The sequence below is a fragment of the Aliivibrio thorii genome (genome assembly GCF_057368585.1).
Genome location: NZ_CM170654.1, coordinates 262,355 through 286,950, shown reverse-complemented (window position 1 = coordinate 286,950; position 24,596 = coordinate 262,355). Strand labels below are relative to the sequence as shown.

The 24,596-nt window shown below is 40.5% G+C and carries 23 protein-coding genes; 4 read left to right on the top strand and 19 right to left on the bottom strand.

Translation table 11 applies throughout. The features are described from left to right. Positions 1–67 precede the first annotated feature (67 nt). On the top strand, positions 68–331 hold the full coding sequence (locus AC2IP4_RS01345; RefSeq protein WP_375321292.1) for a DUF3624 domain-containing protein: 264 nt from the start codon (positions 68–70) through the stop codon (positions 329–331). A 152-nt stretch (positions 332–483) separates the two neighbouring features. On the opposite strand, the gene argH is transcribed toward AC2IP4_RS01345, so the two are convergent. The 4 genes from argH to argC form a co-directional block, all read right to left on the bottom strand. Continuing rightward, entirely contained in the window at positions 484–2,358 is a 1,875-nt protein-coding gene (gene argH / locus AC2IP4_RS01340; RefSeq protein WP_486306775.1) for an argininosuccinate lyase, read from the bottom strand. Positions 2,359–2,658: 300 nt separating this feature from the next. Beyond that, positions 2,659–3,870: an argininosuccinate synthase gene (locus AC2IP4_RS01335; protein ID WP_486306776.1), complete on the bottom strand. Its 1,212-nt coding sequence runs from the start codon at positions 3,868–3,870 to the stop codon at positions 2,659–2,661. A gap of 69 nt (positions 3,871–3,939) precedes the next feature. Further along, positions 3,940–4,722, bottom strand: a complete 783-nt coding sequence (argB, locus tag AC2IP4_RS01330) for an acetylglutamate kinase (protein WP_486306777.1) — start codon at positions 4,720–4,722, stop codon at positions 3,940–3,942. Between the two features lie 15 nt (positions 4,723–4,737). Continuing rightward, positions 4,738–5,742 (bottom strand): N-acetyl-gamma-glutamyl-phosphate reductase, encoded by a 1,005-nt coding sequence (argC, locus tag AC2IP4_RS01325; RefSeq protein WP_486306778.1) that lies wholly within the window; start codon positions 5,740–5,742, stop codon positions 4,738–4,740. A 206-nt stretch (positions 5,743–5,948) separates the two neighbouring features. On the opposite strand from argC, the gene argE reads away from it, so the two are divergent. Both argE and ppc read left to right on the top strand, forming a co-directional pair. Continuing rightward, on the top strand, positions 5,949–7,085 hold the full coding sequence (gene argE, locus AC2IP4_RS01320) for an acetylornithine deacetylase (RefSeq protein WP_486310485.1): 1,137 nt from the start codon (positions 5,949–5,951) through the stop codon (positions 7,083–7,085). Between the two features lie 178 nt (positions 7,086–7,263). Further along, entirely contained in the window at positions 7,264–9,894 is a 2,631-nt protein-coding gene (gene ppc / locus AC2IP4_RS01315) for a phosphoenolpyruvate carboxylase (RefSeq protein ID WP_486310484.1), read from the top strand. 133 nt (positions 9,895–10,027) lie between these two features. On the opposite strand, the gene metF is transcribed toward ppc, so the two are convergent. From metF to nsrR, 8 genes are all read right to left on the bottom strand, one after another. Beyond that, entirely contained in the window at positions 10,028–10,918 is an 891-nt protein-coding gene (gene metF / locus AC2IP4_RS01310; RefSeq protein ID WP_375321298.1) for a methylenetetrahydrofolate reductase, read from the bottom strand. A gap of 299 nt (positions 10,919–11,217) precedes the next feature. Beyond that, entirely contained in the window at positions 11,218–11,667 is a 450-nt protein-coding gene (gene rplI / locus AC2IP4_RS01305) for a 50S ribosomal protein L9 (protein WP_060992649.1), read from the bottom strand. Positions 11,668–11,707: 40 nt separating this feature from the next. Continuing rightward, positions 11,708–11,935 carry a 30S ribosomal protein S18 gene (gene rpsR / locus AC2IP4_RS01300; protein ID WP_005421136.1) on the bottom strand — a complete coding sequence of 76 codons (228 nt, stop codon included), beginning with the start codon at positions 11,933–11,935 and terminating at the stop codon, positions 11,708–11,710. 15 nt (positions 11,936–11,950) lie between these two features. Beyond that, entirely contained in the window at positions 11,951–12,253 is a 303-nt protein-coding gene (gene priB, locus AC2IP4_RS01295; RefSeq protein ID WP_060992650.1) for a primosomal replication protein N, read from the bottom strand. An 8-nt stretch (positions 12,254–12,261) separates the two neighbouring features. Beyond that, positions 12,262–12,642: a 30S ribosomal protein S6 gene (rpsF, locus tag AC2IP4_RS01290; RefSeq protein WP_045101091.1), complete on the bottom strand. Its 381-nt coding sequence runs from the start codon at positions 12,640–12,642 to the stop codon at positions 12,262–12,264. Positions 12,643–12,875: 233 nt separating this feature from the next. Next, the gene (gene rlmB / locus AC2IP4_RS01285) at positions 12,876–13,619 is read right to left on the bottom strand and encodes a 23S rRNA (guanosine(2251)-2'-O)-methyltransferase RlmB (RefSeq protein ID WP_060992651.1); all 744 of its coding nucleotides are present in this window, start codon (positions 13,617–13,619) and stop codon (positions 12,876–12,878) included. Between the two features lie 70 nt (positions 13,620–13,689). Beyond that, positions 13,690–16,206 carry a ribonuclease R gene (gene rnr, locus AC2IP4_RS01280; RefSeq protein WP_486310483.1) on the bottom strand — a complete coding sequence of 839 codons (2,517 nt, stop codon included), beginning with the start codon at positions 16,204–16,206 and terminating at the stop codon, positions 13,690–13,692. A gap of 87 nt (positions 16,207–16,293) precedes the next feature. Further along, positions 16,294–16,719 (bottom strand): nitric oxide-sensing transcriptional repressor NsrR, encoded by a 426-nt coding sequence (gene nsrR / locus AC2IP4_RS01275; RefSeq protein WP_486306782.1) that lies wholly within the window; start codon positions 16,717–16,719, stop codon positions 16,294–16,296. Between the two features lie 107 nt (positions 16,720–16,826). Between nsrR and hmpA the strand changes: the two genes are divergently transcribed. Beyond that, positions 16,827–18,011, top strand: a complete 1,185-nt coding sequence (hmpA, locus tag AC2IP4_RS01270; RefSeq protein ID WP_375321302.1) for an NO-inducible flavohemoprotein — start codon at positions 16,827–16,829, stop codon at positions 18,009–18,011. Between the two features lie 113 nt (positions 18,012–18,124). Here the strand turns inward: hmpA and motX are convergent, their stop codons facing one another. From motX to hfq, 7 genes are all read right to left on the bottom strand, one after another. Further along, positions 18,125–18,757, bottom strand: a complete 633-nt coding sequence (gene motX / locus AC2IP4_RS01265; RefSeq protein ID WP_375321303.1) for a flagellar protein MotX — start codon at positions 18,755–18,757, stop codon at positions 18,125–18,127. Between the two features lie 218 nt (positions 18,758–18,975). After that, positions 18,976–20,292, bottom strand: coding sequence for an adenylosuccinate synthase (locus tag AC2IP4_RS01260; protein ID WP_375321304.1), 1,317 nt, complete (start codon positions 20,290–20,292; stop codon positions 18,976–18,978). Between the two features lie 178 nt (positions 20,293–20,470). Next, positions 20,471–20,656: a DUF2065 domain-containing protein gene (locus AC2IP4_RS01255; RefSeq protein WP_105053859.1), complete on the bottom strand. Its 186-nt coding sequence runs from the start codon at positions 20,654–20,656 to the stop codon at positions 20,471–20,473. Between the two features lie 88 nt (positions 20,657–20,744). Then, positions 20,745–21,629, bottom strand: coding sequence for a protease modulator HflC (hflC, locus tag AC2IP4_RS01250; RefSeq protein ID WP_486310482.1), 885 nt, complete (start codon positions 21,627–21,629; stop codon positions 20,745–20,747). A 2-nt stretch (positions 21,630–21,631) separates the two neighbouring features. Further along, positions 21,632–22,849, bottom strand: a complete 1,218-nt coding sequence (hflK, locus tag AC2IP4_RS01245; RefSeq protein ID WP_375321305.1) for an FtsH protease activity modulator HflK — start codon at positions 22,847–22,849, stop codon at positions 21,632–21,634. An 18-nt stretch (positions 22,850–22,867) separates the two neighbouring features. Next, positions 22,868–24,187, bottom strand: coding sequence for a ribosome rescue GTPase HflX (gene hflX / locus AC2IP4_RS01240; RefSeq protein ID WP_486310481.1), 1,320 nt, complete (start codon positions 24,185–24,187; stop codon positions 22,868–22,870). Positions 24,188–24,231: 44 nt separating this feature from the next. Further along, positions 24,232–24,498: an RNA chaperone Hfq gene (gene hfq, locus AC2IP4_RS01235; protein ID WP_017022675.1), complete on the bottom strand. Its 267-nt coding sequence runs from the start codon at positions 24,496–24,498 to the stop codon at positions 24,232–24,234. Between the last annotated feature and the right edge of the window lie 98 nt (positions 24,499–24,596).

The following is a 24,596-nucleotide window of genomic DNA, read 5'->3' as shown; positions in this document are numbered from 1 at the left end:
TTATTTCTATCTTAAAAGCCTCTCGCTAAAATAGCGTCCTCTACTCATTATTTTTAAGTGAACCGATATGGCTTGCCAAACTTGTCGAACTGATATTTTTAAACAAAAATTAGGTCGTTGCTTACGCTGCATGAAACAACTCACGTTCTTATCTATAGGAGGATGGTTAACTTGGTTAGAGTTTTTTCAAGCCACTCCTTACCAAATAGAGGCAATAGCCACCTTCATGGTTAGCTTGGCATTTACAGGCTTACTTGCTCTGCATCTATTGATGATGAGTTATTATCGCTTCGTAAAACCTTCAAAAAAGAATACGACGTATAAAAAATAAAACCCCAATATCAATCAAGATATTGGGGTCTCTTAGAATCTTTCTAAGAAAAAGCAGTATAAATAAGACTAGTACTTAATCAAAAAGTTCACCACTTTTTCTTTTTATTTCGGATGATTAGCTAACTGCATGCACCGCATAATCATTTTAACTTAAGCTACACTCGCTTTGATGATTACTTGTTCTTGCAGATTTACCTCTAATGCCACTTCATCACACGCATGCTGACGAGGGCACTGATCACAATCTTTCAATACTTTCTCGGGTAACAACGAACGAGAGGTTGGAATAAAGTCTTGTTTCATAAAGAACTCGGGAACACGAGTCAGTACAAACACTTTTTTAATCGCCATCTCTCGTGCTTTTTCTACCAAGTGTTGAACGATCGCTTTTCCTTGACCTTGGCTCTGCCAACCCGCCTCTACACCTAAAGAACGAATTTCAGCTAAACCAGAGTCATACACATATAAGGAAGCACAGCCAGTCACTTCTCCATGATGCTCTGACACGGCAAACGAACCAATATCGCGCACTAACTCATTACGATTACGAGGTAAGTTCTCACCAAGTCCCGCCCAATATGCAACCATGCCTTCTAGCGCATCTAAATCAGTTAAACGTGCAGGACGAACTTTAACTCCTGTTGAATCACGCTCTTGCAAACGCTTACCTGCTTGTTCAACAGCGTGAGCTACTTGCTCAGGAGCAACGCCACCGAGTGCACAACGTTTAGCTAAACAAGATTCAATCGTTAAGATTGCATACACATCATCTTCAATAACATCAGAAAATGCTTTTAATTCCGCAATTGAAAGCTCCTCTAAAGCACAGCCCTTTTCAATCGCCCCTACGACCGCAACCCCCACAATATGGTGTGCTTCACGGAATGGAATACCTTTGGCTACTAAATAATCGGCCAACTCTGTCGAGTTTGCGTAACCTTGTTTTGCCGCTTCAAGTGTACGCTCACTGTTAATTTTAATGCCTTCAAAACAAAGTGCAGCCATCTCAATACAATCAGACCAGCTGTCTAACGCATCAAATAGACCTTCTTTATCTTCTTGCATATCTTTGTTATACGCCAATGGCAATGCTTTTACCGTCATCATCATGCCAGCTAATGCACCATATACACGGCCACATTTACCACGAATAAGCTCTAATGCGTCTGGGTTTTTCTTCTGGGGCATGAGTGATGAACCAGAAGTCACCGTATCTGCCAACTCGATAAAATTCGATTCGCCAGAGTTATAAAAAATCATATCTTCAGCAAGACGAGATAGGTGAACCATAGAAATAGACGCTATCGACATTAGCTCCATCACATGATCACGGTCCGATACTGAATCTAAGCTGTTACGAGTCGCACGTTGAAAACCTAGATTACGCGCCAATTTCTCACGATCCATAGGATAAGCGGTCCCCGCTAGCGCACCAGAACCTAACGGACAAGTATCTAAACGCTTAATAGCATCTTCAAGACGAGAATAGTCACGCTCTATCATCTCAACATACGCTAAACACCAATGTGCAAATGTCACTGGCTGAGCACGCTGAAGATGAGTATAACCAGGAAGTACCGTTGCTTGATGCTCACTAGCGACATTAACCAATTGATTAAGAAGCAAATCAAGCGTACGAAGAAGTTGATGTCCTTGTTGACGGCACCATAACTTTAAATCCGTCGCCACTTGGTCATTACGAGAACGACCAGTGTGTAATTTTTTACCTAAATCACCCACTTTGCCAATAAGCTGAGTTTCAACCCAACTATGAATATCTTCAGCATCAGAAAGTAATATTTGCTCAGGATCTTCCATCACTTCTAGCTTTAATTCATTCAATGCTAATTCAAGTTTTTGTTGCTCAAACTCTGAAATAACATTAACTGAAAGCAGTGATTTAGACCACGCAATAGAACCAACAATATCTTGTTCTGCAAGGCGATAATCGATACGAAGTGAATCGTTAAATTGTTTAAATCTTGTGTCTGCTGCCTGACTAAAACGTCCGCCCCATAATGCCATGGTGTATCTCCTAAATGGACAGTGCTCACTGCTTTTTGCAAATATTAAGTCTGATTCAATTCAGTATTTTTCTTGATGGTTTAAACTTACGGCAATTCCATGTAAAAATAAAGGATTAAATTCACTATTTTTACATATTTATTCAAAATAAAATAATTGACTCAATTATAAATAATTAGGCCAAAAAAATCGAAGTTCATTTAATCATTAAATGAACTTCGATTAGTGTAAATCAAATTGTTTAACAGTTGTTATTAATTATATGCTAGCCACTGATATCTGTTAGTCATTAACTTAAATTTACTTACTACTTAGCGCACGAATACGACTTGATAGAGAATAAAGACGAATGAAACCTTCTGCGTGGCTTTGGTCATATACTTCATCAGCACCAAAAGTAGCAAACTCTTCTGAATATAAGCTATTATCTGAACGCTTCTGAGTTACTGTTGCTTGTCCTTTATACAGCTTAATAACGACTTCACCGTTTACATCTTGAGCTAGCTCTTCTGTTGCCGCTAAGATTGATTTACATAAAGGAGTAAACCAACGACCGTCATACACAAGGTGAGAAGCTTTAATCCCTAACTCCTCACGGAACTCAAACGAGGCTTTATCTAGCACTAATTGCTCAACTGCACGTAGCGCTTCATTAATAATGGTGCCCCCTGGGGTTTCATAACAACCACGAGATTTCATACCCACTAAACGGTTTTCTACGATGTCAATACGACCAACGCCATGTTTAATGCCTTTCTCATTTAGATAAACAACCACTTCATAAGGTGTCATTTCTTTACCATCAACAGCAACAACTGCGCCTTTTTCAACTTTTATTGATACTGTTTCTGATTCATTTGGCGCTTGCTCTGGAGCAACTGTCCATGCCCAACAATCGTCATTTGGCGCATTCCATGTATCTTCTAGAACACCACCTTCTGTTGAAATGTGCCATGCATTCGCATCACGAGAATAAATTTTAGTAAGTGACGCGGTACAAGGAATATTACGCTCTGCAAGGTAATCAAGACACTCTTCTCGGCTCACTAAATCCCACTCACGCCATGGTGCAATTACGTGTAGATCTGGCGCTAATGCTGCGAATGCACCTTCAAAACGAATTTGGTCATTACCTTTACCAGTACAGCCGTGACACAGTGCATCCGCACCAACATTACGTGCAACTTCAACCTGAGCTTTAGCAATAATAGGACGAGCCATTGATGTACCAAGTAAATATTTCCCTTCATAAAGCGCACCAGTTTTAAGCGTAGGGAAAATGTATTCTGATACCATTTCTTCTTTTAAGTCAGCAACATAACACTCGCTCGCACCTGATGCGATAGCTTTTGCTTCAATACCTTCCAGCTCTTCTGCACCTTGGCCAACATCAGCGACAAATGCAATAACTTCACAATTGTAGTTTTCTTTTAGCCACGGAATAATCACAGACGTATCTAGACCACCAGAGTATGCAACAACAACCTTGTTTACTTCTACTTTCTTGCTCATTCTATTCTCCTTGCTCCGCATACTCGCGGCGACTGTATTCTATAAAATTAAAATGGGTAACATCTTTGCCTATTGAGGCTGAAACTGGGTGCCAATGCTGTTTCCAATAAACAACTCAGCTAATTTTTCTGGTGAGCGCCATGACGCCACCTCTATTGCTCGACCTAGCTCTTGTGCCGCTTCTAAAGCTGCGCGAACTTTTACGATCATGCCATCTGTTATTACTTCTTGCTGGATCAACAACTCGGCTTGCTCTGAATCTAGGCTTGCTATTAATTGCTTTTCGCCATTCAATACACCCGCAACATCAGACAACAACACTAAATCGGCATCAAGAGCCGTAGCAACCGCAACCGCCGCTTGATCTGCATTTACATTCATTAACTCGCCTTCAGTAGTAATACCAATAGAGCTAATAATCGGAGTCACTTGCGTGGCTAGTACTGCATTTAATATTGTTGCATCACCTGCCGTTGCCAAGCCAACATTACCTAGTTCAGGATTAAGCTGTGTGATTTTACATAAACCGCCATCAGCCAAACTTAATCCCATCGCATTCACTCCACTTTTCATTGCTTGGCCTTGTAGCATTTTATTTGCCGTTCCAGCCAGAGCACCTGCGATATAGCCAATTTGGTCTTTTGGTGTCACACGCAAACCTTCTTTTTTAATAGTTTCAAGTTGAAGTTTAGCCATCAATTCATCCACTAAATAACCACCACCATGGACAATGACTAAAGCTCTGTTTGCTTGCTGTTGATAATTTGAAACCGTTTTAAATAATTGTGTTAACGTTTCGGTCGATGATAATACTGCACCACCTAACTTAATCACCAATGGACGCTGGTTCATACTAAACTCCATACTCTATATCAAAGAAGTTAACATTGGAAAACGAAAACGAATATTAATGCATTGCATTGCTTGGCTTGACGCACCTTTTAATAAGTTATCAATCGCAGAAACAACAATCAGATGTTCGCCTTGTACTTTCCAGCCTATATCGCAGAAAGGTGTTTTCTCAACCGATTGTAATTTCGGTATTTCATTCCCAAGTAAACGAACTACAGGTGTATGCGTGTAGGCATCATCAAACGCCTTCTTAATCTGCTCTTCTGTAACACCCTTCTCTAACTTCGTTGTAATCGTCGCTAAAATTCCACGTTTAAAATAACCAAGATGCGGAGTAAAGATGACATCACATCCTAAATGCGCTGCAATTTCAGGTTGATGGCGATGGTTAAATACCCCATAAGGCTGAAGGCTAACCTCACAAAAGCTGCTCGTTAAACTCGCTTTGCGTCCTGCGCCTGTCACACCGCTGGTTGCATTGATCACTGGCCACTGAGTTTTATCCAATAAGTTAGATTCAACTAATGGTTTTAATGCTAATTGTGACGCAGTTGGATAACATCCTGGTACCGCGATTAGCTGTGCTTTTGCAATTGCTTCTTCATTCCACTCAGCTAATCCATAAACCGCTTTATCTAACCAACCTTCGTATTTATGTTCAAAACCATAGAATTCAGAGTAAAAGCCTTCTTTTTGAACGCGGAATGCTCCTGACAAATCAAAAACAACACAACCATTCTCTAAAAAAGTAGACGCTAAATCGTGACTAACTTCATGAGCTGTTGCGAGTAAAACAATATCGCTCTCTTTAGCCACTTGATTCACATTAACTAAAGGTTGTAGGGCATCATCTACAATTCCTTTTAATGAACCATGCAATTCACTGATTGCTTTTCCTTTGTCTAGGCTATTCTCAGAAACATATAAGCCTGATAAAGAAAGGTGTGGGTGCTTAAATACCATCAGTGCTAATTCTGCACCTGTGTATCCGCTTGCTCCGATGATGGTTGTTTTCAACATAAATACGTCCATTTATCTCTTCAACTATTGAAGGAAAAAGCCATTCAGGGTAACTTGAGAGTTACGTATATTAGATACTGCTTTTCCTTTTTAAAATTTAGTTTATTCATTAAAATTAAATTAAACTGTATTTCTATTCGCTTTATGTGATTTAATATGTTTTTACAGGGTTCTCTCTTTTCTGTCAACAGTGGATGTATGAATAAATGAAATTTCCAGAATTTAAAGATTATTACCAGCAACTCATTTCAACCTCTTCTATCAGTTCAACCGACCCGAGTTGGGATGAAGGTAATGTCGAAGTCATACATAAATTGGCTCAATGGTGTGAAGACTTAGGCTGTGAAGTTGAAATTGAAGAAATTGAAAAAGGTAAACTAAACCTACTGGCTAAACTAGGTTCAGGAAAAGGTGGGTTATTATTGGCAGGCCACACTGATACCGTGCCGTACGATCAAGGTCGTTGGAACTACGAACCTCACGCATTAACCGAAACGAATGATCGCTTCTATGGCTTAGGTACTGCTGATATGAAAGGTTTTTTTGCTTTCATCTTAGAAGCAATCAAAAATATCAATTGGAAAGACCAATCAAAACCACTGTATATTCTGGCAACCTGCGATGAAGAAACGACCATGTTAGGTGCTCGTCATTTCGCTTCAAATACACAAATCCAACCGGATTATTGCATTATTGGGGAGCCTACAAGCTTAAAGCCTATCCGTGGCCATAAAGGTCATGTAGCCAATGCTATTCGAGTAACAGGGAAATCTGGGCATTCTTCCGATCCCGCTCTTGGGGTTAATGCGCTAGAAATTATGAATGAAATCATGTTTGCCTTAATACATTTAAAAAATAAGCTAGTTAAGGAATATCATAACCCTGGTTTTTCAATCCCTTACCCAACACTCAACCTTGGTCATATTCACGGTGGCGATAGTCCTAATCGTATTTGTGGCTGTTGTGAGCTTCATTATGATGTGCGCCCTTTACCAGGGATAAGTCTTGATGGGTTAGACAATATGCTGCGTGATGCGTTAAAAGAAGTTGAAACAAAGTGGCCAGGACGAATTGATATCACCCCACTTCATGAGCCGATTCCTGGTTACGAATGTAGCGCAGACAGCCCAATAGTGACTAGCACAGCTGAAATTTGTGGCCAAGAAGTAGAAACAGTGAACTATTGTACTGAAGCGCCTTTCTTACAAGACCTTTGCCCAACCTTGGTATTAGGTCCTGGTTCTATTGAGCAAGCACACCAACCTGATGAATTCTTAGCATTTTCGTTCATTGACCCAACGATTTCAGTGTTGAGTAAGTTAATGTATAAGCACTGCTTCTAAGCTGAAATAAATTTACAAAACTCGTCAATCTCAAAATAGAGATTCGATGATCTACGGCAATATATCGTTTAAAAAGGCACCGTTTATTCTTCAATATTTGACGAAGAGCCGTAAATTCGGATAGATTGGTCGTAGAAAAAACTTAGGATGTAACAAAATTACAGTATAGGAAGTATGTATGAATGAAAAGTACGCTGCTTTAAAAAGCAATGTAAGCATGTTGGGTCATCTACTTGGAAATACAATTAGAGACGCACATGGTGAAGAGCTATTAGCTAAAGTTGAAACCATTCGTAAGCTGTCTAAAACAGCACGCGCAGGAAGCGACGATGACCGTAATGCACTTATTGAAGAAATCAAAAATCTTCCAAATGAGCAACTGACTCCTGTTGCCCGTGCATTCAGCCAATTCCTAAACCTAACTAACATGGCTGAGCAATACCATACTATTTCACGTCATTGTGAAGCACATGTATGTGAACCTGATGCCATTAGCACCCTATTCTCTAAATTAAGCCAAAATAACGTTAGCAAATTGGATACAGCACAAGCAGTTCGTGAATTAAATATTGAGCTTGTTTTAACTGCACACCCAACTGAAATTGCACGACGTACCATGATCAACAAGTTGGTGAAAATCAACGAATGTTTATCAAAACTTGAACTTGGTGATATCTCTTTTTCCGAACGTGATAAAACAGAGCGCCGTCTTGAACAACTAATTGCTCAAGCATGGCACTCTGATGTTATTCGCCAAGAACGTCCAACACCACTAGATGAAGCTAAATGGGGTTTTGCGGTTGTTGAAAACTCGTTATGGCAAGGTATCCCTGATTTCTTGCGTGAATTCGATCAACGTCTAGAAGGTCATTTAGGCGAAGGCCTTCCAATTGATGCTCGTCCTGTTCATATGTCTTCTTGGATGGGCGGTGACCGTGATGGTAATCCGTTTGTAACTCATAAAATCACTCGTGAAGTGATGCTTCTTTCTCGCTGGAAAGCAGCAGATCTTTACCTAAAAGACATCAACGAGCTGATCAGCGAACTTTCTATGGTGAAGTGTTCTGATGAAGTACGTGAGTTAGCAGGTGATCAACACGAACCTTACCGTGCAATTCTCAAGCAATTACGTACACTATTAAGCGATACACTTGAAAGCTTAGATGCTCAAATGAAAGGTGAACGAACGCCTAATAAAGCAATTCTTACTGATGCTGACCAATTATGGACACCACTGTATGCGTGTTATCAATCTCTGCACGCTTGCGGAATGGGTATAATTGCCGAAGGGTCTCTACTTGATACGCTTCGCCGTGTTAAAGCATTTGGTGCGCACCTTGTTCGTCTCGATATTCGTCAAGAAAGTACTCGTCACTCAAATGTACTTTCAGAACTGACTAAATACTTAGGTATTGGTGATTACGATCAATGGAGCGAACAAGATAAGATCTCTTTCCTTGTAAACGAGTTAAGCTCTAAACGACCTCTACTTCCTCGTAACTGGGAACCATCACCTGAAGTTCAAGAAGTTATCGATACGTGTAAAGTCGTCGCAGAACAATCTCGTGAAGCACTCGGTTCTTATGTCATCTCAATGGCTCGAACTGCTTCTGATGTATTGGCTGTTCATCTTCTACTTCAAGAAGCAGGCTGTCCATTCCGTATGGATGTATGCCCACTGTTTGAAACTCTGGACGATTTGAATCGCTCAAAAGAAGTAATGGAACAGCTGTTCTCTATTGATTGGTATCGTGGATTTATCCAAAACCATCAGATGGTCATGATTGGCTACTCTGATTCAGCGAAAGATGCAGGTGTTATGTCTGCAGGCTGGGCACAATACAGTGCAATGGAAGCTCTTGTTGAAGTCTGTGAGAAAGAAAGTATCGAACTAACCTTATTCCACGGTCGTGGCGGCACAATTGGTCGTGGTGGTGCTCCTGCACACGCAGCTCTTCTATCTCAGCCACCAAAAAGTTTAAAAGGCGGTTTACGCGTAACTGAACAAGGTGAAATGATCCGCTTTAAATTGGGTCTACCTGAAGTTGCTGTAAACAGCTTTAACCTATACGCAAGTGCGATCCTTGAAGCTAATCTTCTGCCACCACCAGAGCCAAAACAAGATTGGCGTGATCTGATGGAAGTGCTGTCTGAAGTGTCATGTGAAGCCTACCGTAATGTAGTTCGTGGCGAAAAAGACTTTGTACCTTACTTCCGAGCGGCAACGCCAGAGCTAGAACTGGGTAAACTTCCGCTAGGATCTCGCCCTGCTAAACGTAACCCAAATGGTGGTGTTGAAAGCTTACGAGCAATCCCATGGATCTTCTCATGGAGTCAAAACCGCTTGGTTCTTCCTGCGTGGCTAGGTGCTGGTGAAGCGATTCAATATTCAATTGATAAGGGTCATCAAGAGCTATTAGAAGAGATGTGTCGTGAATGGCCATTCTTCTCTACACGTCTTGGTATGCTTGAAATGGTTTACACCAAGTGTAATCCACAGATGTCTGAATACTATGACCAACGTTTAACAGATAAGTCTCTATGGCCTCTAGGTGAGCGTCTACGTAATCAATTACAAGCAGATATTAAAGCGGTATTGAACGTAGAGAACAGCGATCACTTAATGGAACGTGACCCATGGGGTTCTGAATCTATTAAATTACGTAATATCTATGTTGATCCACTAAATATGCTACAAGCTGAGCTTCTGTTCCGTACTCGTCAACAAGAAGAGACGTCACCAGAGCTTGAAGAAGCACTAATGGTTACTATTGCTGGTATTGCTGCAGGTATGCGTAATACTGGCTAATCATTAGGGTTTAAACCTCCTTCCTATATTCAAAGGTCACTTCGGTGGCCTTTTCTTTTATCTTTTAAATAGATACTGGCATAAAAAAACCGCTACAGTGAGCGGTTCTTTATAAATAATATTTAGAAAAATCTTATCCTTTAGGGCGCACACCTAGAGTATGGCACAGTGCATAAGTATGCTCAGCACGGTTAAGAGTATAGAAGTGGAAATCCTTCACACCTTCACGACTTAGAATACGCGTCATATCAATCGCATGACTTGCCCCTACCATTTGACGGGTCACTGGATCATCATCCAAACCTTCAAACTGTTGTGCCATCCAACCAGGGATCTTCACATTATTCATTTTGGCAAAGCGAGAAGCTTGCTTAAAGTTTGATACAGGTAAAATTCCAGGAATGATTTCTACATCGATGCCAGCAGAGACACAACGGTCACGAAAACGCAGGTAACTTTCTACATCAAAAAAGAATTGAGTAATAGCACGGTTCGCTCCTGCATCGACTTTACGCTTTAAGTTAAGCAGATCAGACTGTGCACTTTTCGCTTCAGGGTGCACTTCAGGAAATGCAGCCACTGAAATATCAAAATCATGTTGAGATTTTAACAACTCAACCAAATCAGATGCGTACATATCAGGTACGCCGCCACCAGCTGGAATATCACCACGCAGTGCAACGATATCTTTAATGCCATTGGCCCAATAATCATTGGCGATATCAACAAGCTCTGAACGACTTGCATCAATACACGTTAAATGTGGAGCTGCAATAAGACCCGTTTGCTCTTTAATCTCTTTGATAATGGAATGTGTACGATCACGTTCACCCGAGTTTGCACCGTAAGTTACCGATACAAATTTAGGTTTCAATGTTTTTAAGCGGTGAATAGAGTTCCACAGTGTTTCTTCCATTTTCTCCGAACTTGGCGGGAAAAACTCAAAAGATACGTTAATATTGCCATCTAACTCAGCAATATTTTGATTCAGTGACTCTAGGTGGCTTGCGTGTGAATAGGCCATATCTTTCTCTCCCTGTGTAACACCTAAAATGGGTATTACAAAAAATCTATCATCCATGAGACGTTAATTTAGACGTCTATATGTCTACAGGATGTATGTTATAGAGTTCAAAGTCAAGGATCTGATTATGAATTTTTCTCAAGTAGTAATTGAGTTATTTTCAATATGAAATAAAGAAGATGAAAGAATTAGAGGAGGAGTGGTACAGTTTGAAATACGGGTAGTCAGGCAAGCTAAATTAACAGACAAAAAAAACGCCAACACTAAGGCTGGCGTTTAAATTATTAGTTGGCTATTGATTACTCAGCAGCAACAACTTCTAATTTCAATGTAGCAAATACTTCAGAGTGAAGTTGGATGCTAACTTCGAAAGAACCAGTTGTACGTAGAGCGCCTTCAGGAAGACGAACTTCGCTTTTCGCGATTGCAACGCCAGCAGCTGTAGCAGCGTCAGCGATGTCACGAGTACCGATTGAACCGAATAGTTTACCTTCGTCACCAGATTTTGATGCGATAGTAACTTCTAGAGCGTTAACAGACTCAGCACGAGCTTCTGCAGCAGCTAGTTGCTTAGCAACGTTAGCTTCTAATTCAGCGCGACGAGTTTCAAACATCTCTACGTTAGCTTTAGTTGCCATAACAGCCTTACCTTGTGGGATAAGGAAGTTACGAGCGTAACCAGCTTTAACGTTAACTTGGTCGCCAAGGCTACCTAGGTTACCGATTTTATCAAGTAGAATAACTTGCATTATCTTAGTCCTCTATAAACTTATTTAAACCGCTATCGACTTACAGATGCTTATCTGTGTACGGTAGAAGTGCAAGGTAACGAGAACGCTTGATAGCGCGAGCTAGCTGACGTTGGTATTTAGCACGAGTACCAGTGATACGGCTAGGTACGATTTTACCAGCTTCAGTGATGTAGTTTTTTAGAGTTGCTACGTCTTTGTAGTCAATCTCTTGTACGCCTTCTGCAGTAAAACGGCAGAATTTACGACGACGGAAGAAACGAGCCATGGGCTATCTCCAGATCTAAATTAATTTAATATGCTCAGCATGTAACACTACTCTCGCCACGCCATTTCGGCCTGTCTGATAAGTGATAAAACCACCTACCGTAACGTTACTGCTTTGAGCCAAGTTTGCAGTTAAAGCTTGAGACCCTTGTCCACTAACTACCACATTCATTCTGCAATAGACTTCACGTGATAAGCCAGCTTCCTGTTTAATCGAACGATGCTCAATGACAAAATGACAATGAGGTATGCCCGCAGGACTAAGACTTCGAACCGGAGTCTTGGCGATAATACCGCTCAACTCCAATCGATTGGTCATCAAATCAATTACTCAGCAGCAGCTTCTTCAGCGCGTGGTGCAGCGTCTTCACGCTTAGCAGAACGCTCTTCTTTAGCTTTCATCATTACTGATGGCTCAGTGATCGCAGCTTTAGTACGCATAATCATGTTACGTAGAACAGCATCGTTGTAACGGAATGCAGTTTCTAGTTCATCAATAACAGATTGCTCAGACTCAACGTTCATAAGAACGTAGTGTGCTTTATGCAATTTGTTGATTGGGTAAGCCATTTGACGACGACCCCAATCTTCTAGACGGTGGATAGTACCACCTGCTTCTGTGATTGAACCTGTGTAACGCTCGATCATGCCAGCAACTTGCTCGCTTTGATCAGGATGCACCATGAATACGATTTCATAATGACGCATTGGTTGCTCCTTACGGATTATTCAGCTTCCACGATTGGCTCAGTCATCCAAGGGAAGCAAGGAACTAAAAAAAAGACTGAGAATTAAGAACGGCGGATAGTATAGAAAAACAGCGTTATTGGCAAGAAAAAGATACCTAAATCACAAAAATATTTTCTTTAATTTAGTCCCAAAAAAGAAGGCAATGAAATAGTCATTACCTTCGCTCTTAGCCATTTGTTTTTATAGACTATTTAGCCTTGTAATGAACGCTGACGCACTGCCTCGAACAAACAGACACCTGACGCTACAGAAACATTTAAACTCGTTACAGAACCCGCCATAGGGATTTTAATTAGGTCATCACAGGTCTCTCGAGTAAGGCGACGCATGCCATCACCTTCCGCACCCATAACAATCGCTAGAGGGCCTGTTAGTTTAGCTTGATAAACATCATGCGTTGCTTCACCGGCAGTGCCTACGAACCAAACTCCTTTCTCTTGCAAAGCACGCATCGTACGAGCAAGGTTAGTTACACGAACCAAAGGAACGACTTCAGCTGCACCACAAGCGACTTTGCTTACTGTTGCAGTCATTGATGCCGATTTATCTTTAGGTACAATAACTGCTGCCACACCAGCACCGTCAGCATTACGTAGACAAGCACCTAAGTTGTGGGGATCGGTAACACCATCAAGCACTAAGAACAATGGGTTCTCAGTTTTGTTCATGATGTCATCTAAATCATTTTCATTAAGCTGTTTAGCAGGAGTAACACGAGCAATAATACCTTGGTGATTAGCACCGTTTGCTTTGTCATCCAACGTTTTACGTGGTAATTCTTGAATTTTAAACCCAAGATCAGTTAGCTCTTTGATAATAGGTAATAAACGATCGTCTTCACGGCCTTTTAATACAAATATTTCAATGAAACGAGCAGGATCACGCTCTAATACAGCTTTGGTTGCGTGGATACCAAAAAGAAATTCATTACTCATGTTATCGCTTCTTTCTATTACAAATTAGTGGTTCTAATGAGGCAAGCTTGCCTCATTATCGAAGGGTTGCTTATTCCGCTTTTGGCTTAGGCTTTCTTGCGCGCACTTTTTTCTTGTGCTGAGGTTTTGGCTTTCTCTTTGCCTTCACCTCTTCGGCAGAACCGTCTGGACGTTTTGTAGGTTCAACCATGGCTTGAGCTTTCGATTTCACTTTGCTCTTACCTTTGGATTTACGATCACCTAATTGACCACGACCTTTTGGCTCCGCTTTATCCCCTTTTTTCTTCGCTTTGAAGTTTGGATCACGACGAGGTTCTTTTTTGCCATCGCGTTTCTTTGCATTATCTTTCACTGTTTTACCGTGACCACGTGCTTTACGCATTGAACTGGTACATTCAAAGTCAATGTTACGATCATCAAGATTTACCGCAACCACTTTAACCGTGACTTGATCACCAAGACGGAAAATTTGACCTGAGCTTTCACCCGTTAAACGCTGACCTGCAGCATCAAATTGATAGTAATCATTGGCTAGTGATGAAATATGGACTAAACCATCGATATGCAAATCATTTAATCGAACAAAGAAACCAAAGCCGGTGACATTGGCAATAACACCTTCTAACTCTTCACCGATATGATCTTGCATGTATTCACATTTAAGCCAATCAGCAACATCACGTGTAGCATCATCAGCACGGCGCTCAGTCATTGAACATTGCTCACCAAACACATCCATATCATCGAATGAATAGTGGTAACCACCTGTTGGTGTCCAACGATCGTTATTTTGGCCTTTCTCTTTGGCAATTAGATACTTAATTGCACGGTGTAACAAGAGGTCTGGGTAACGACGAATTGGCGACGTAAAGTGCGCATAACGCTTCAATGCTAGGCCAAAGTGACCTTGATTATCTGCGTTGTATACTGCTTGCTTCATTGAACGCAGCAGCATCGTTTGAATCAATTCTTTGTCAGGACGATCAGCAATCAAATGCACCAATTGACCATAGTCTGTTGGCGATGGTGTTAAGCCACCCGACAAGCTTAGACCAAGCTCGCCTAAGAAATCACGAAAACCTTGTAGACGTTCTTCACCTGGAGACTCGTGCACACGGTACAACGCAGGCTCTTTCGCTTTTTCTACAAAGCTTGCCGATGCGATGTTAGCTAAGATCATACACTCTTCAATGATCTTATGAGCGTCATTACGAATCACTGGTTCAATGCGGTCAATCTTACGATCGGCATTGAAGATAAACTTAGTTTCAATGGTTTCGAACTCAATTGCACCACGCGCTTCACGTGCTGTTTTTAGCACCTGATACATATTATGAAGCTCTTTAAGATGAGGTACTAATGGCTCATAACGTTGAGTCAGTTCTTCATCACCACCAAGAATGTCACTTACTTTGTTGTAAGTAAGACGAGCGTGTGAGTTCATTACCGCTTCGTAATGCTTAAAACCTGACAGCTTGCCTGATGCAGAGATAGTCATCTCACACACCATACATAGACGGTCAACTTGTGGGTTCAATGAACATAAGCCATTCGATAATACTTCTGGCAGCATTGGTACCACTTGCGCAGGGAAGTAAACCGAGTTACCACGCTGAATCGCTTCTTTATCTAATGCGTTATCAGGACGAACATAATAACTTACATCAGCAATCGCAACCCATAAACGCCAACCACCGGAGGCTTTCGCTTGACAGAATACCGCATCATCGAAGTCTCTAGCATCTTCACCATCAATCGTTACTAATGGTAATTCTCGAAGATCAACACGGCCTACTTTTGCTTCTTCTGGCACTTCTTCTGCTAAACCTTCAACTTGTTTTTCAACCGCCGTAGGCCATACATGAGGAATATTGTGAGTACGCAGTGCAATATCAATCTCCATTCCTGGCGCCATATTCTCACCAAGAACCTCAATAACCTGACCTGACATACCACGAGCACGGCCACCACGGTCAGTAATATTAATCACTACGACATTACCCATGCGAGCACCCATTTTGTGCTCAGTAGGAATGAAGATATCTTGATTAATACGTGAATCATCAGGTACAACAAAACCTTGACCATCTTCAATAAAGAATCGACCAACAATGCCTTCATTATGTGGTTCTAATACTCGTACTACGCGGCCCTCTTTACGGCCTCGCTTATCTGTACCAGTTGGCTGAGCTAGTATCACATCACCATGAATGAGTTTCTTCATTTGATGGAAAGGTAAAAGTACATCATTGTCTTTACCTACACTGCCTTCAGGACGGATCCAACCGAAACCATCACGGTGCCCAAGTACGACACCTTTTAATACTTCAATGCTCTCTGGCAATGCATAACACTGACGGCGAGTGAAAACTAATTGTCCATCACGCTCCATTGCTCTTAAACGACGACGTAAGCCTTCATAGTTATCTTCACCAGATAAACCTAGGGCTTCGAATAAGTCATTACGATTTAAAGGCGCTTCTGCTTTTTGGAAAAATTCAAGAATGAACTCACGGCTTGGAATTGGATTCTCGTACTTTTCTGCTTCTCGATCTTTGAAAGGATCGTTTTGAATAATCTTAGACATAGGCTGACCTGCTTAGTCGGAGGAGATAATAAGGTAATTGTACCTGAGTATAGAAACAACAGATAGGAAAGGATCTGGAATTGTAATCTAAACTCGTTGTAACAAAATCAGTAATTCATTGTTATCCGTTAACATATCCTGAATGGTGTAATTATCCAACTCATCTAGAAATGCTTGTTTCGCTTTAGCGAGTGCACTCTTCAATCGACAAGCCGACGTAATATGACAAAACTCAGGAGCACAATTTACAACTTGTAGTGGCTCAATAGAACGAATGACATCACCAATAATAATTTGATATGCGGGCTTCCCTAAACAGATACCACCGTTCTTTCCTCGAACGGTTTTCACATAACCTTCTTGACCCAGTTTATTGATAATCTTCACCATATGGTTACGCGATACATCAAACGTTTCAGTCACAATAGTAATGCTAGTCAATTCATCTTTCGGTAATGATGCTAGGTATATCAAGGCTCTCAAGCCAAAGTCAGTAAAATTTGTAAGTTGCATATCCTCTCCTTATCTCTTATTTATTGTAATTCTTCTCTTGACTAAAAGATATATTTTAGATACAACTTATAACATACATTATAAATACACCTTTAAAGGTACATCATATGCTCAGCAAAAACACTATCGATATTATTAAATCAACCATCCCATTACTTGCACAAACAGGTCCTGCATTAACCGCTCATTTTTACGATCGTATGTTTACTCATAACCCAGAGTTAAAAGATATTTTTAACATGAGTAACCAGCGTAACGGCGATCAACGTGAAGCACTATTCAATGCAATCTGTGCTTATGCGGGTAATATTGAAAACCTAGCGGCCTTACTGCCTGCTGTTGAAAAAATAGCCCACAAACACACAAGCTTTATGATCACTGCTGAACAATACAATATTGTTGGTGGCCACTTAATTGCGACGCTTGATGAAATGTTTTCTCCTGGCCAAGAAGTATTAGATGCATGGGGTGAGGCTTATGGCGTACTTGCTAATGTATTCATTCAACGTGAAGAGCAGATCTATCAAGATAACAACGCTCTTGATGGCGGCTGGCGTGGACTGCGCGAGTTTGAACTTATCGCGAAAGAAAAAGAAAGTGAATCCATCACTAGTTTCACTTTTATGCCAACAGATGACTTATCAGTATCTTCATTTAAACCAGGACAATATATTGGTATCTATTTAAATCCTGAAGAATTTGAAAACCAAGAAGTTCGTCAATACAGCTTATCTTCAGCCCCTCAAGATAAAACATACCGTATTTCAGTAAAACGTGAGGAAGGTGGTAAAGCATCAAATTACCTACACGCATCACTTAATATTGGCGACAAAGTAAATCTTACCGCACCTGCGGGCGATTTCTTCTTAGAAGTTGAAGCATCAACACCTGTTACGCTTATTTCTGCTGGTGTTGGCTTAACTCCCACCCTTTCCATGCTGGAAACATTGACTGAGCATCAAGCACAAGTTAATTGGTTACACGCGACAGAGAATGGTTCTCAACACGCATTTAAACAACACATTTCTGCTTTAGCTGAGAAGCATGAGCATATCTCTGCATATACTTGGTACAACCAAGCACAAGAAACAGATACGCTAAATCAAGACTTCCAATTCAGCGGCTTAATTAACTTAGCTGAAGTTAAAACAGAGATAACTTCAGACAATGGTCATTACTACTTCTGTGGTCCTGTTGGCTTTATGCAATATGTTGCTAAACAGTTAATTGAACTAGGTGTCACTGAAGATCGTATTCATTATGAATGCTTTGGTCCTCATAAAGTTCTATAAATTGATAGGTACAAAAATGCAAAAACGCCCAGTGATAATTTATCACTGGGCGTTTTTTAGAGCTGATGAAATTACATATTTAACAAAAACAGTTAAATATTAAAAATTAGGTTCTACCAAAAGGTATCTCTTCTTTTTGCTCTAGCAATAACATTACCAGGCATACGCATTTCTAACCCGTTTCTTAAGTTAGCAATCCGTTTATGCTTACGTCCATCAGCAGTAACTGTATTGTATAACCACCGATATGCATCTTCGTAGTCTAGCGGACTACCGTAATCACTCAGAAGTAACTCCGCGAGGTGGATACGAGCATTTACATTTCCCATCCCTGCGGCTTCACGTAAGTATGGGATAGCTCGCTCTCTGTCTTGCTGCACTAATGTGCCCTTGGCATAATATCGACCAACCTGCTCTAGCGCAGCAGGTAACCCCTGCCTTGCTGCATTTTCCATGTAATAGAGACCTAACTCTACATCACGGTCAACACATACCCCCCATGCAAGCATATCTCCATAAAGAAATTCATAAGCAGGGGAATCAATTTTAGTTGCTCGTGCAACGATATCTTCAACTAATTGACAATTATCCACGTTCTTCACACGGTTTAAGTGTGAATTAGTATCAAACAATCGAAATAGTTGGTTTTCGGTATAGATTGGGATCGGATCTCCGATCTCTTCGCTAGCAGCATGCATGGGCACAAGAGCCACCATACAAGCTGCTACGAGATGTCGTAGTTTCATAATTCATCAACTCTTTATAACTGTATTTATTATATCGACGTCAACGGAAAGTTCTTTAGACAAAATTTGCCCTAAGTGGCAATTTTTTGCCCATACTTTATAAGTTATTGATTAAATGAAATTTAGAGACTTAATGAGGAAGAAGTAGGGACTAGGGACTAAATACCAGATATAAAAAAACCAGCTACATAAGCTGGCTTTTATCATTCTCTAAGCTATTAAGCTTGGAATGGGTGTACTTTGATGATTGTCTCGTTACGGTCAGGACCAGTAGAGATAATATCAATAGGCACGCCTGTTAACTCTTCGATACGCTTAACGTAATTTAGAGCAGCTTGTGGAAGCTCTTCAATTGTTTTCGCACCAAATGTATTTTCAGACCAACCAGGCATAGTTTCGTATACTGGCGTTGCTTCTTCAAACGCTTCAGCAGCCATTGGAGAAACTTCTAATACAGAACCATTATTCATCTTGTAACCAGTACAGATTTTAAGTTCTTTTAGGCCATCTAATACGTCTAGTTTAGTTAGACACATACCAGACAGTGAATTGATTTGAATTGCGCGACGCATAGCAACGGCATCAAACCAACCTGTACGACGTAGACGACCAGTTGTTGCGCCAAATTCATGACCAACATCGCCTAAATGCTTACCTACTGGATCTTGCTTTTCTAAACCATCGTATAACTCAGTAGGGAATGGACCTGAACCTACACGAGTACAATATGCTTTAGTAATACCTAGGATGTAACCTAAATGACGAGGGCCAAAACCAGAACCCGCGGCAACACCACCAGCAGTAGTGTTAGAAGACGTTACATAAGGGTAAGTACCGTGGTCGATATCTAGAAGTGTACCTTGAGCACCTTCAAACATAATCTTGTCGCCACGCTTACGTGCAGCATCAAGAGTATCAGTAACATCAATAACCATTGAAGTAAGTAGATCAGCATAGCTCATTGCTTGCTCAAGAACTTCTTCATAGCTTACTGCATCTACTTTGTAGTAGTTAACTAATGCAAAGTTATGGTATTCCATTACTTCTTTTAGTTTTTCAGCAAAAGTAACTTTATCAAACAGATCGCCAACACGTAGACCACGACGAGATACTTTATCTTCGTACGCTGGACCGATACCACGACCAGTTGTACCTATTGCTTTATTACCACGTGCGATTTCACGCGCTTGGTCTAGCGCTACGTGATAAGGAAGAATTAGAGGACAAGCTTCAGAAATGAATAGGCGTTCACGAACTGGAATACCACGCGCTTCAAGTGGCGCCATTTCTTTTAGTAAAGCATCAGGTGAAAGCACTACGCCATTACCAATAATGCATTCAACATTATTACGTAAGATACCTGATGGAATTAAGTGTAGAACGGTTTTTTCACCGTCGATAACTAGAGTATGGCCTGCATTGTGACCGCCTTGATAGCGAACCACATACTTTGCATCTTCAGTTAAAAGGTCTACTATTTTACCTTTACCTTCGTCACCCCATTGGGTGCCCAGAACGACTACGTTATTTCCCATCTTTCCAAAGTCTGCTTGTTAGTTAAAAATGGATTCTAGCATTGATAGAAAAATCTTTCAGTTATTTTTAAACGAAATCTCACTTTCACAATAAAGCGCTGTCAATATAAACAATTCTATTATTTATTTTCTCAATAAAATCAAAAATAAGCTTACGGTTTTGCCTTTTCGCTGAAATTCAAAGCATCACACTGCAAATAACAACACCAGCGACAACTAAACACCCACCAATACGGCGCAGAGTATTATCAGGCTGTTCACTTAAGTTAGCGACCATGTTACGCCACCCATTAGGCGCAATTAATGGACCTAAACCTTCAACAATAAGTACACCACCAATCGCTAACCATATTGCATTACTCATCACAAACCCTATCAATATCTATCAAGCAGAAACAAAACAAGGTCCCGAAGGACCTTGTTAATTAAAATGAATCATAATCTACAAGAGATTATTTTCCACCTTTTGAATCATTCATGTATTTAAAGAAATCAGTCTTAGGATCAAGTACCAAGATATCATTCTTACTATTAAATGATTTTTCATACGCGCGTAAAGAACGGATAAATCCAAAGAACTCTGGCTCTTTATTAAATGTATCAGCATACAGTTTTGCTACTTTCGCATCTGCATCACCACGAGTGATTTGTGCTGTTTTATCTGCTTCTGCAATGATCGTTGCAACTTCAAGTTCTGATTGAGCACGAATAACTTCTGCTTTCTCACGACCTTGAGAACGAAGTTTACGAGCAACAGCTTCACGCTCTGCACGCATACGACGGTATATCGATTCAGAGATCTCTTCAGGTAAGTTGATTTTCTTGATTCGTAAATCAATCACTTCAATACCTAAATCGCCAGTTCCTTCTTGAGAATCTAAAAGTACTGTTGCCATTACTTGTTCACGTTTCTCAGAAACAATTTCTTTAACCGTTTTACTACCAATCTCAGCTCGTAAGCCATCAGACACACGACGTTGTAGTAAAGACTCTGCCGTTAAGATATTACCACCACCTGTTGCTAGGTAGAATTGACCGAAATCTTTAATTTTCCACTTAACGTATGAGTCGATAATAACGTCTTTTTTCTCTGATGTTACGAAACGATCTGATTGATCATCCATTGTCTGAATTCGAGCATCTAGCATATTTACACGATCGAACATTGGCATTTTAAAATGCAAGCCAGGCTCATAAATACGTGTAATGTTGCTGTCATCTTTAATTAAACGACCAAATCGAGTAACAATACCGCGTTCGCCTTCACGGACTACAAACAGTGACATTAAGAAAATAGCGATAACAACGATAAGCGTTGGGATCATTAACTTACGCATGATTAATATCTCCCTTCACGAGTTGAGTTACGACCAGTTGTAGTAGTCTTTGAATCAGGCTGTCCATTCTTCTCTAACTCAAAATCATAATTTTTAGATGATGATGTTGATGTTTTAGGAGACGACTTAACAGAACCTTGTTGGTTACCTGTAATTTTATCTAATGGAAGATATAACAAGTTACCGTTTGATTCAGAATCAATCAGAACCTTACTTGTATTGCTGTATACACGTTCCATCGTATCAAGGTACAAACGAGTACGAGTGACTTCAGGTGCTCTATTGTATTCAGGCAATAGTTTCTCGAACTGTGCAATTTGACCAATAGCTTCGTTGACAGTGCGTTCAGTGTAACCTTGAGCTTCTTTTTTCAGACGCTCCGCACGACCAGTCGCTTTAGGAAGAATGTCATTGCTGTACGCTTCTGCTTCACGAATGAAACGTTCTTCATCTTCTCGAGCTGCGATGGCATCATCGAATGACGCTTTCACTTCTTCTGGTGGACGAGCTAACTGGAAGTTAACATCAACAACGATTAAACCCATATCATACTTATCAATAATACGGTTCAATGTTTCTTGTGTACGTTGACGAATAACTTGGCGACCACTCGTTAGGATATCATCCATCTTTGCGTCACCAATAACGGCACGTAATGCAGAATCAGTCGCTTGACGTAAGCTGTCATCGGCATTCGTCACTGTATATAGGTATTTTCTTGCATCAGCAACACGATACTGAACACCCATTTCTACAGTTACTACGTTTTCATCTTTCGTTAACATTAAGCCTTTTGAGTTTAATGAACGAATTGATTGAATATTTACTGGTGTTACTTGGTCAATAAATGTTGGTTTCCAGTTTAGACCAGGATCTACCATACGATCATATTTACCTAAGCGTAAAACGACACCTCGCTCACTTTCACCAATCGTATAGAAACCAGAGAAAACCCAAATACCAATAGCGACAACAGCAATAAGACCTAAGCCAACTGCGCCCCCATTACCAAATGAAGGTAGACCACTGCCTCCTTTATTGTTCCCGCCTTTATTGCCACCACCAAACTTACCGCTCAGTTTTTGACTTAGCTTGTTAAATACTTCATCAAGATCTGGTGGACCTTGATCACGACCGCCACGATTTTTATTACCCCAAGGGTCTTTATTATCGCCACCGCCATTATTATTGTTGTTATTTCCAGGCTCATTCCACGCCATTAGAAAACTCCAAGGTAATTATGAAGATAAAGAATTCTGTGTACTCTCATTAGTAATTAAAAAATTACTTAATGGAGTCTCTTCACGTTTTTCTAACTTAGACCAATCAACTTGCTGCATACGTACATCGATAAGCAAGCTGCCATCATCCTGATATTCTTCTTTTATAATGCTTTGCATTTGAAAGAACTTACTTCGAAGACGTCCAACCAAATCAGGTGGCAGTAACAGCGTATGCACTACCATTTGACCAGCTAATCGTTCCGTTAATGCTTGAAAGAGTAATTCAATGCCTTGGCCTTCCATTGCTGAAACCCAAACACATCGAGAAACTCCCTCCTCATCACGTTCAATTCGCGGTTGTTGATCTTCTAAGTTATCAATTTTATTCATTACGAGAAGATAAGGTACCTCATGGGCATCTATTTCTTCTAGAACAATATCTACTGCTTCCATATTCTCACGAAAACGTTCATCACTCGCATCAACAACATGTAACAAGATATTAGCTTCTTGCGTTTCTTGTAATGTTGCTTTAAAAGCAGCAACAAGATCATGTGGTAAATGACGAATAAAACCTACCGTATCAGCAAGAATTGAAGCACCAACATCTGCAACTTCAATCTTACGTAATGTAGGATCAAGCGTAGCAAATAATTGGTCAGCGGCATAAACTCCAGCTTCAGTAATTCGGTTAAATAACGTAGATTTCCCTGCGTTGGTATATCCGACTAATGAAATAGTTGGAATTTCAGCACGAAGCCTTGCTCGGCGACCTTGCTCACGCTGCTTTGCAACTTTACCTAATCGACGTAAAATTGCTTTGATTCGATCTCGCAATAGTCGTCTATCAGTTTCTAATTGAGTTTCACCAGGACCACGTAAACCAATTCCGCCTTTCTGGCGTTCAAGGTGCGTCCAGCCACGGATTAATCGAGTAGATATGTGACGTAATTGTGCTAATTCAACTTGCAACTTACCTTCATAGGTTCGTGCTCGTTGAGCAAATATATCAAGTATTAACCCTGTTCGATCGATTACTCTACATTGACATATTTGTTCTAAATTTCGCTCTTGAGCTGGAGACAAAGCATGATTAAAAATCACGATGTCCGCATTATTCGCTCGAACAGCATCGGCAATTTCTAGTGCCTTACCCTCACCTACATAATATTTAGGGAGTGGAGATTGACGGGTTCCCGTCACAACAGCCAATGTGTTTACCCCCGCAGAAGAAACCAACATCTTACATTCGTCGAGATCTTCCAACTCCCCTTCATAAGTGAAGTTAATATGCACAAGAATAGCCTGTTCACCGGATTCATAACGGTCAAACAAGCATTAACTCCTTAATAGGCCATCTATTCAATAATAGAATAGGACTATTCTTCAGTTGTTTCTTGTGGACGCTCGCCTTGTGGGCGATCACTTGCAGTGTGATGGCTTACAGCACGAGCGGGAACTACAGTAGAGATCGCATGCTTATATACCATCTGATTTACTGTATTCTTCAATAGGATAACAAATTGATCGAATGACTCGATTTGCCCCTGTAATTTAATCCCATTAACTAAATAGATAGACACTGGAATCCTTTCACGACGCAGCGCATTCAAAAATGGGTCTTGCAAAGATTGCCCTTTAGCCATTTTTTTTTTCCTTTTTGGTTTGTAATTGTAATTTTATTTAGCTATTAGCCTTTAGCTTATGACTAAACGCTCTGAAGTTAAACAACATTGATACATTA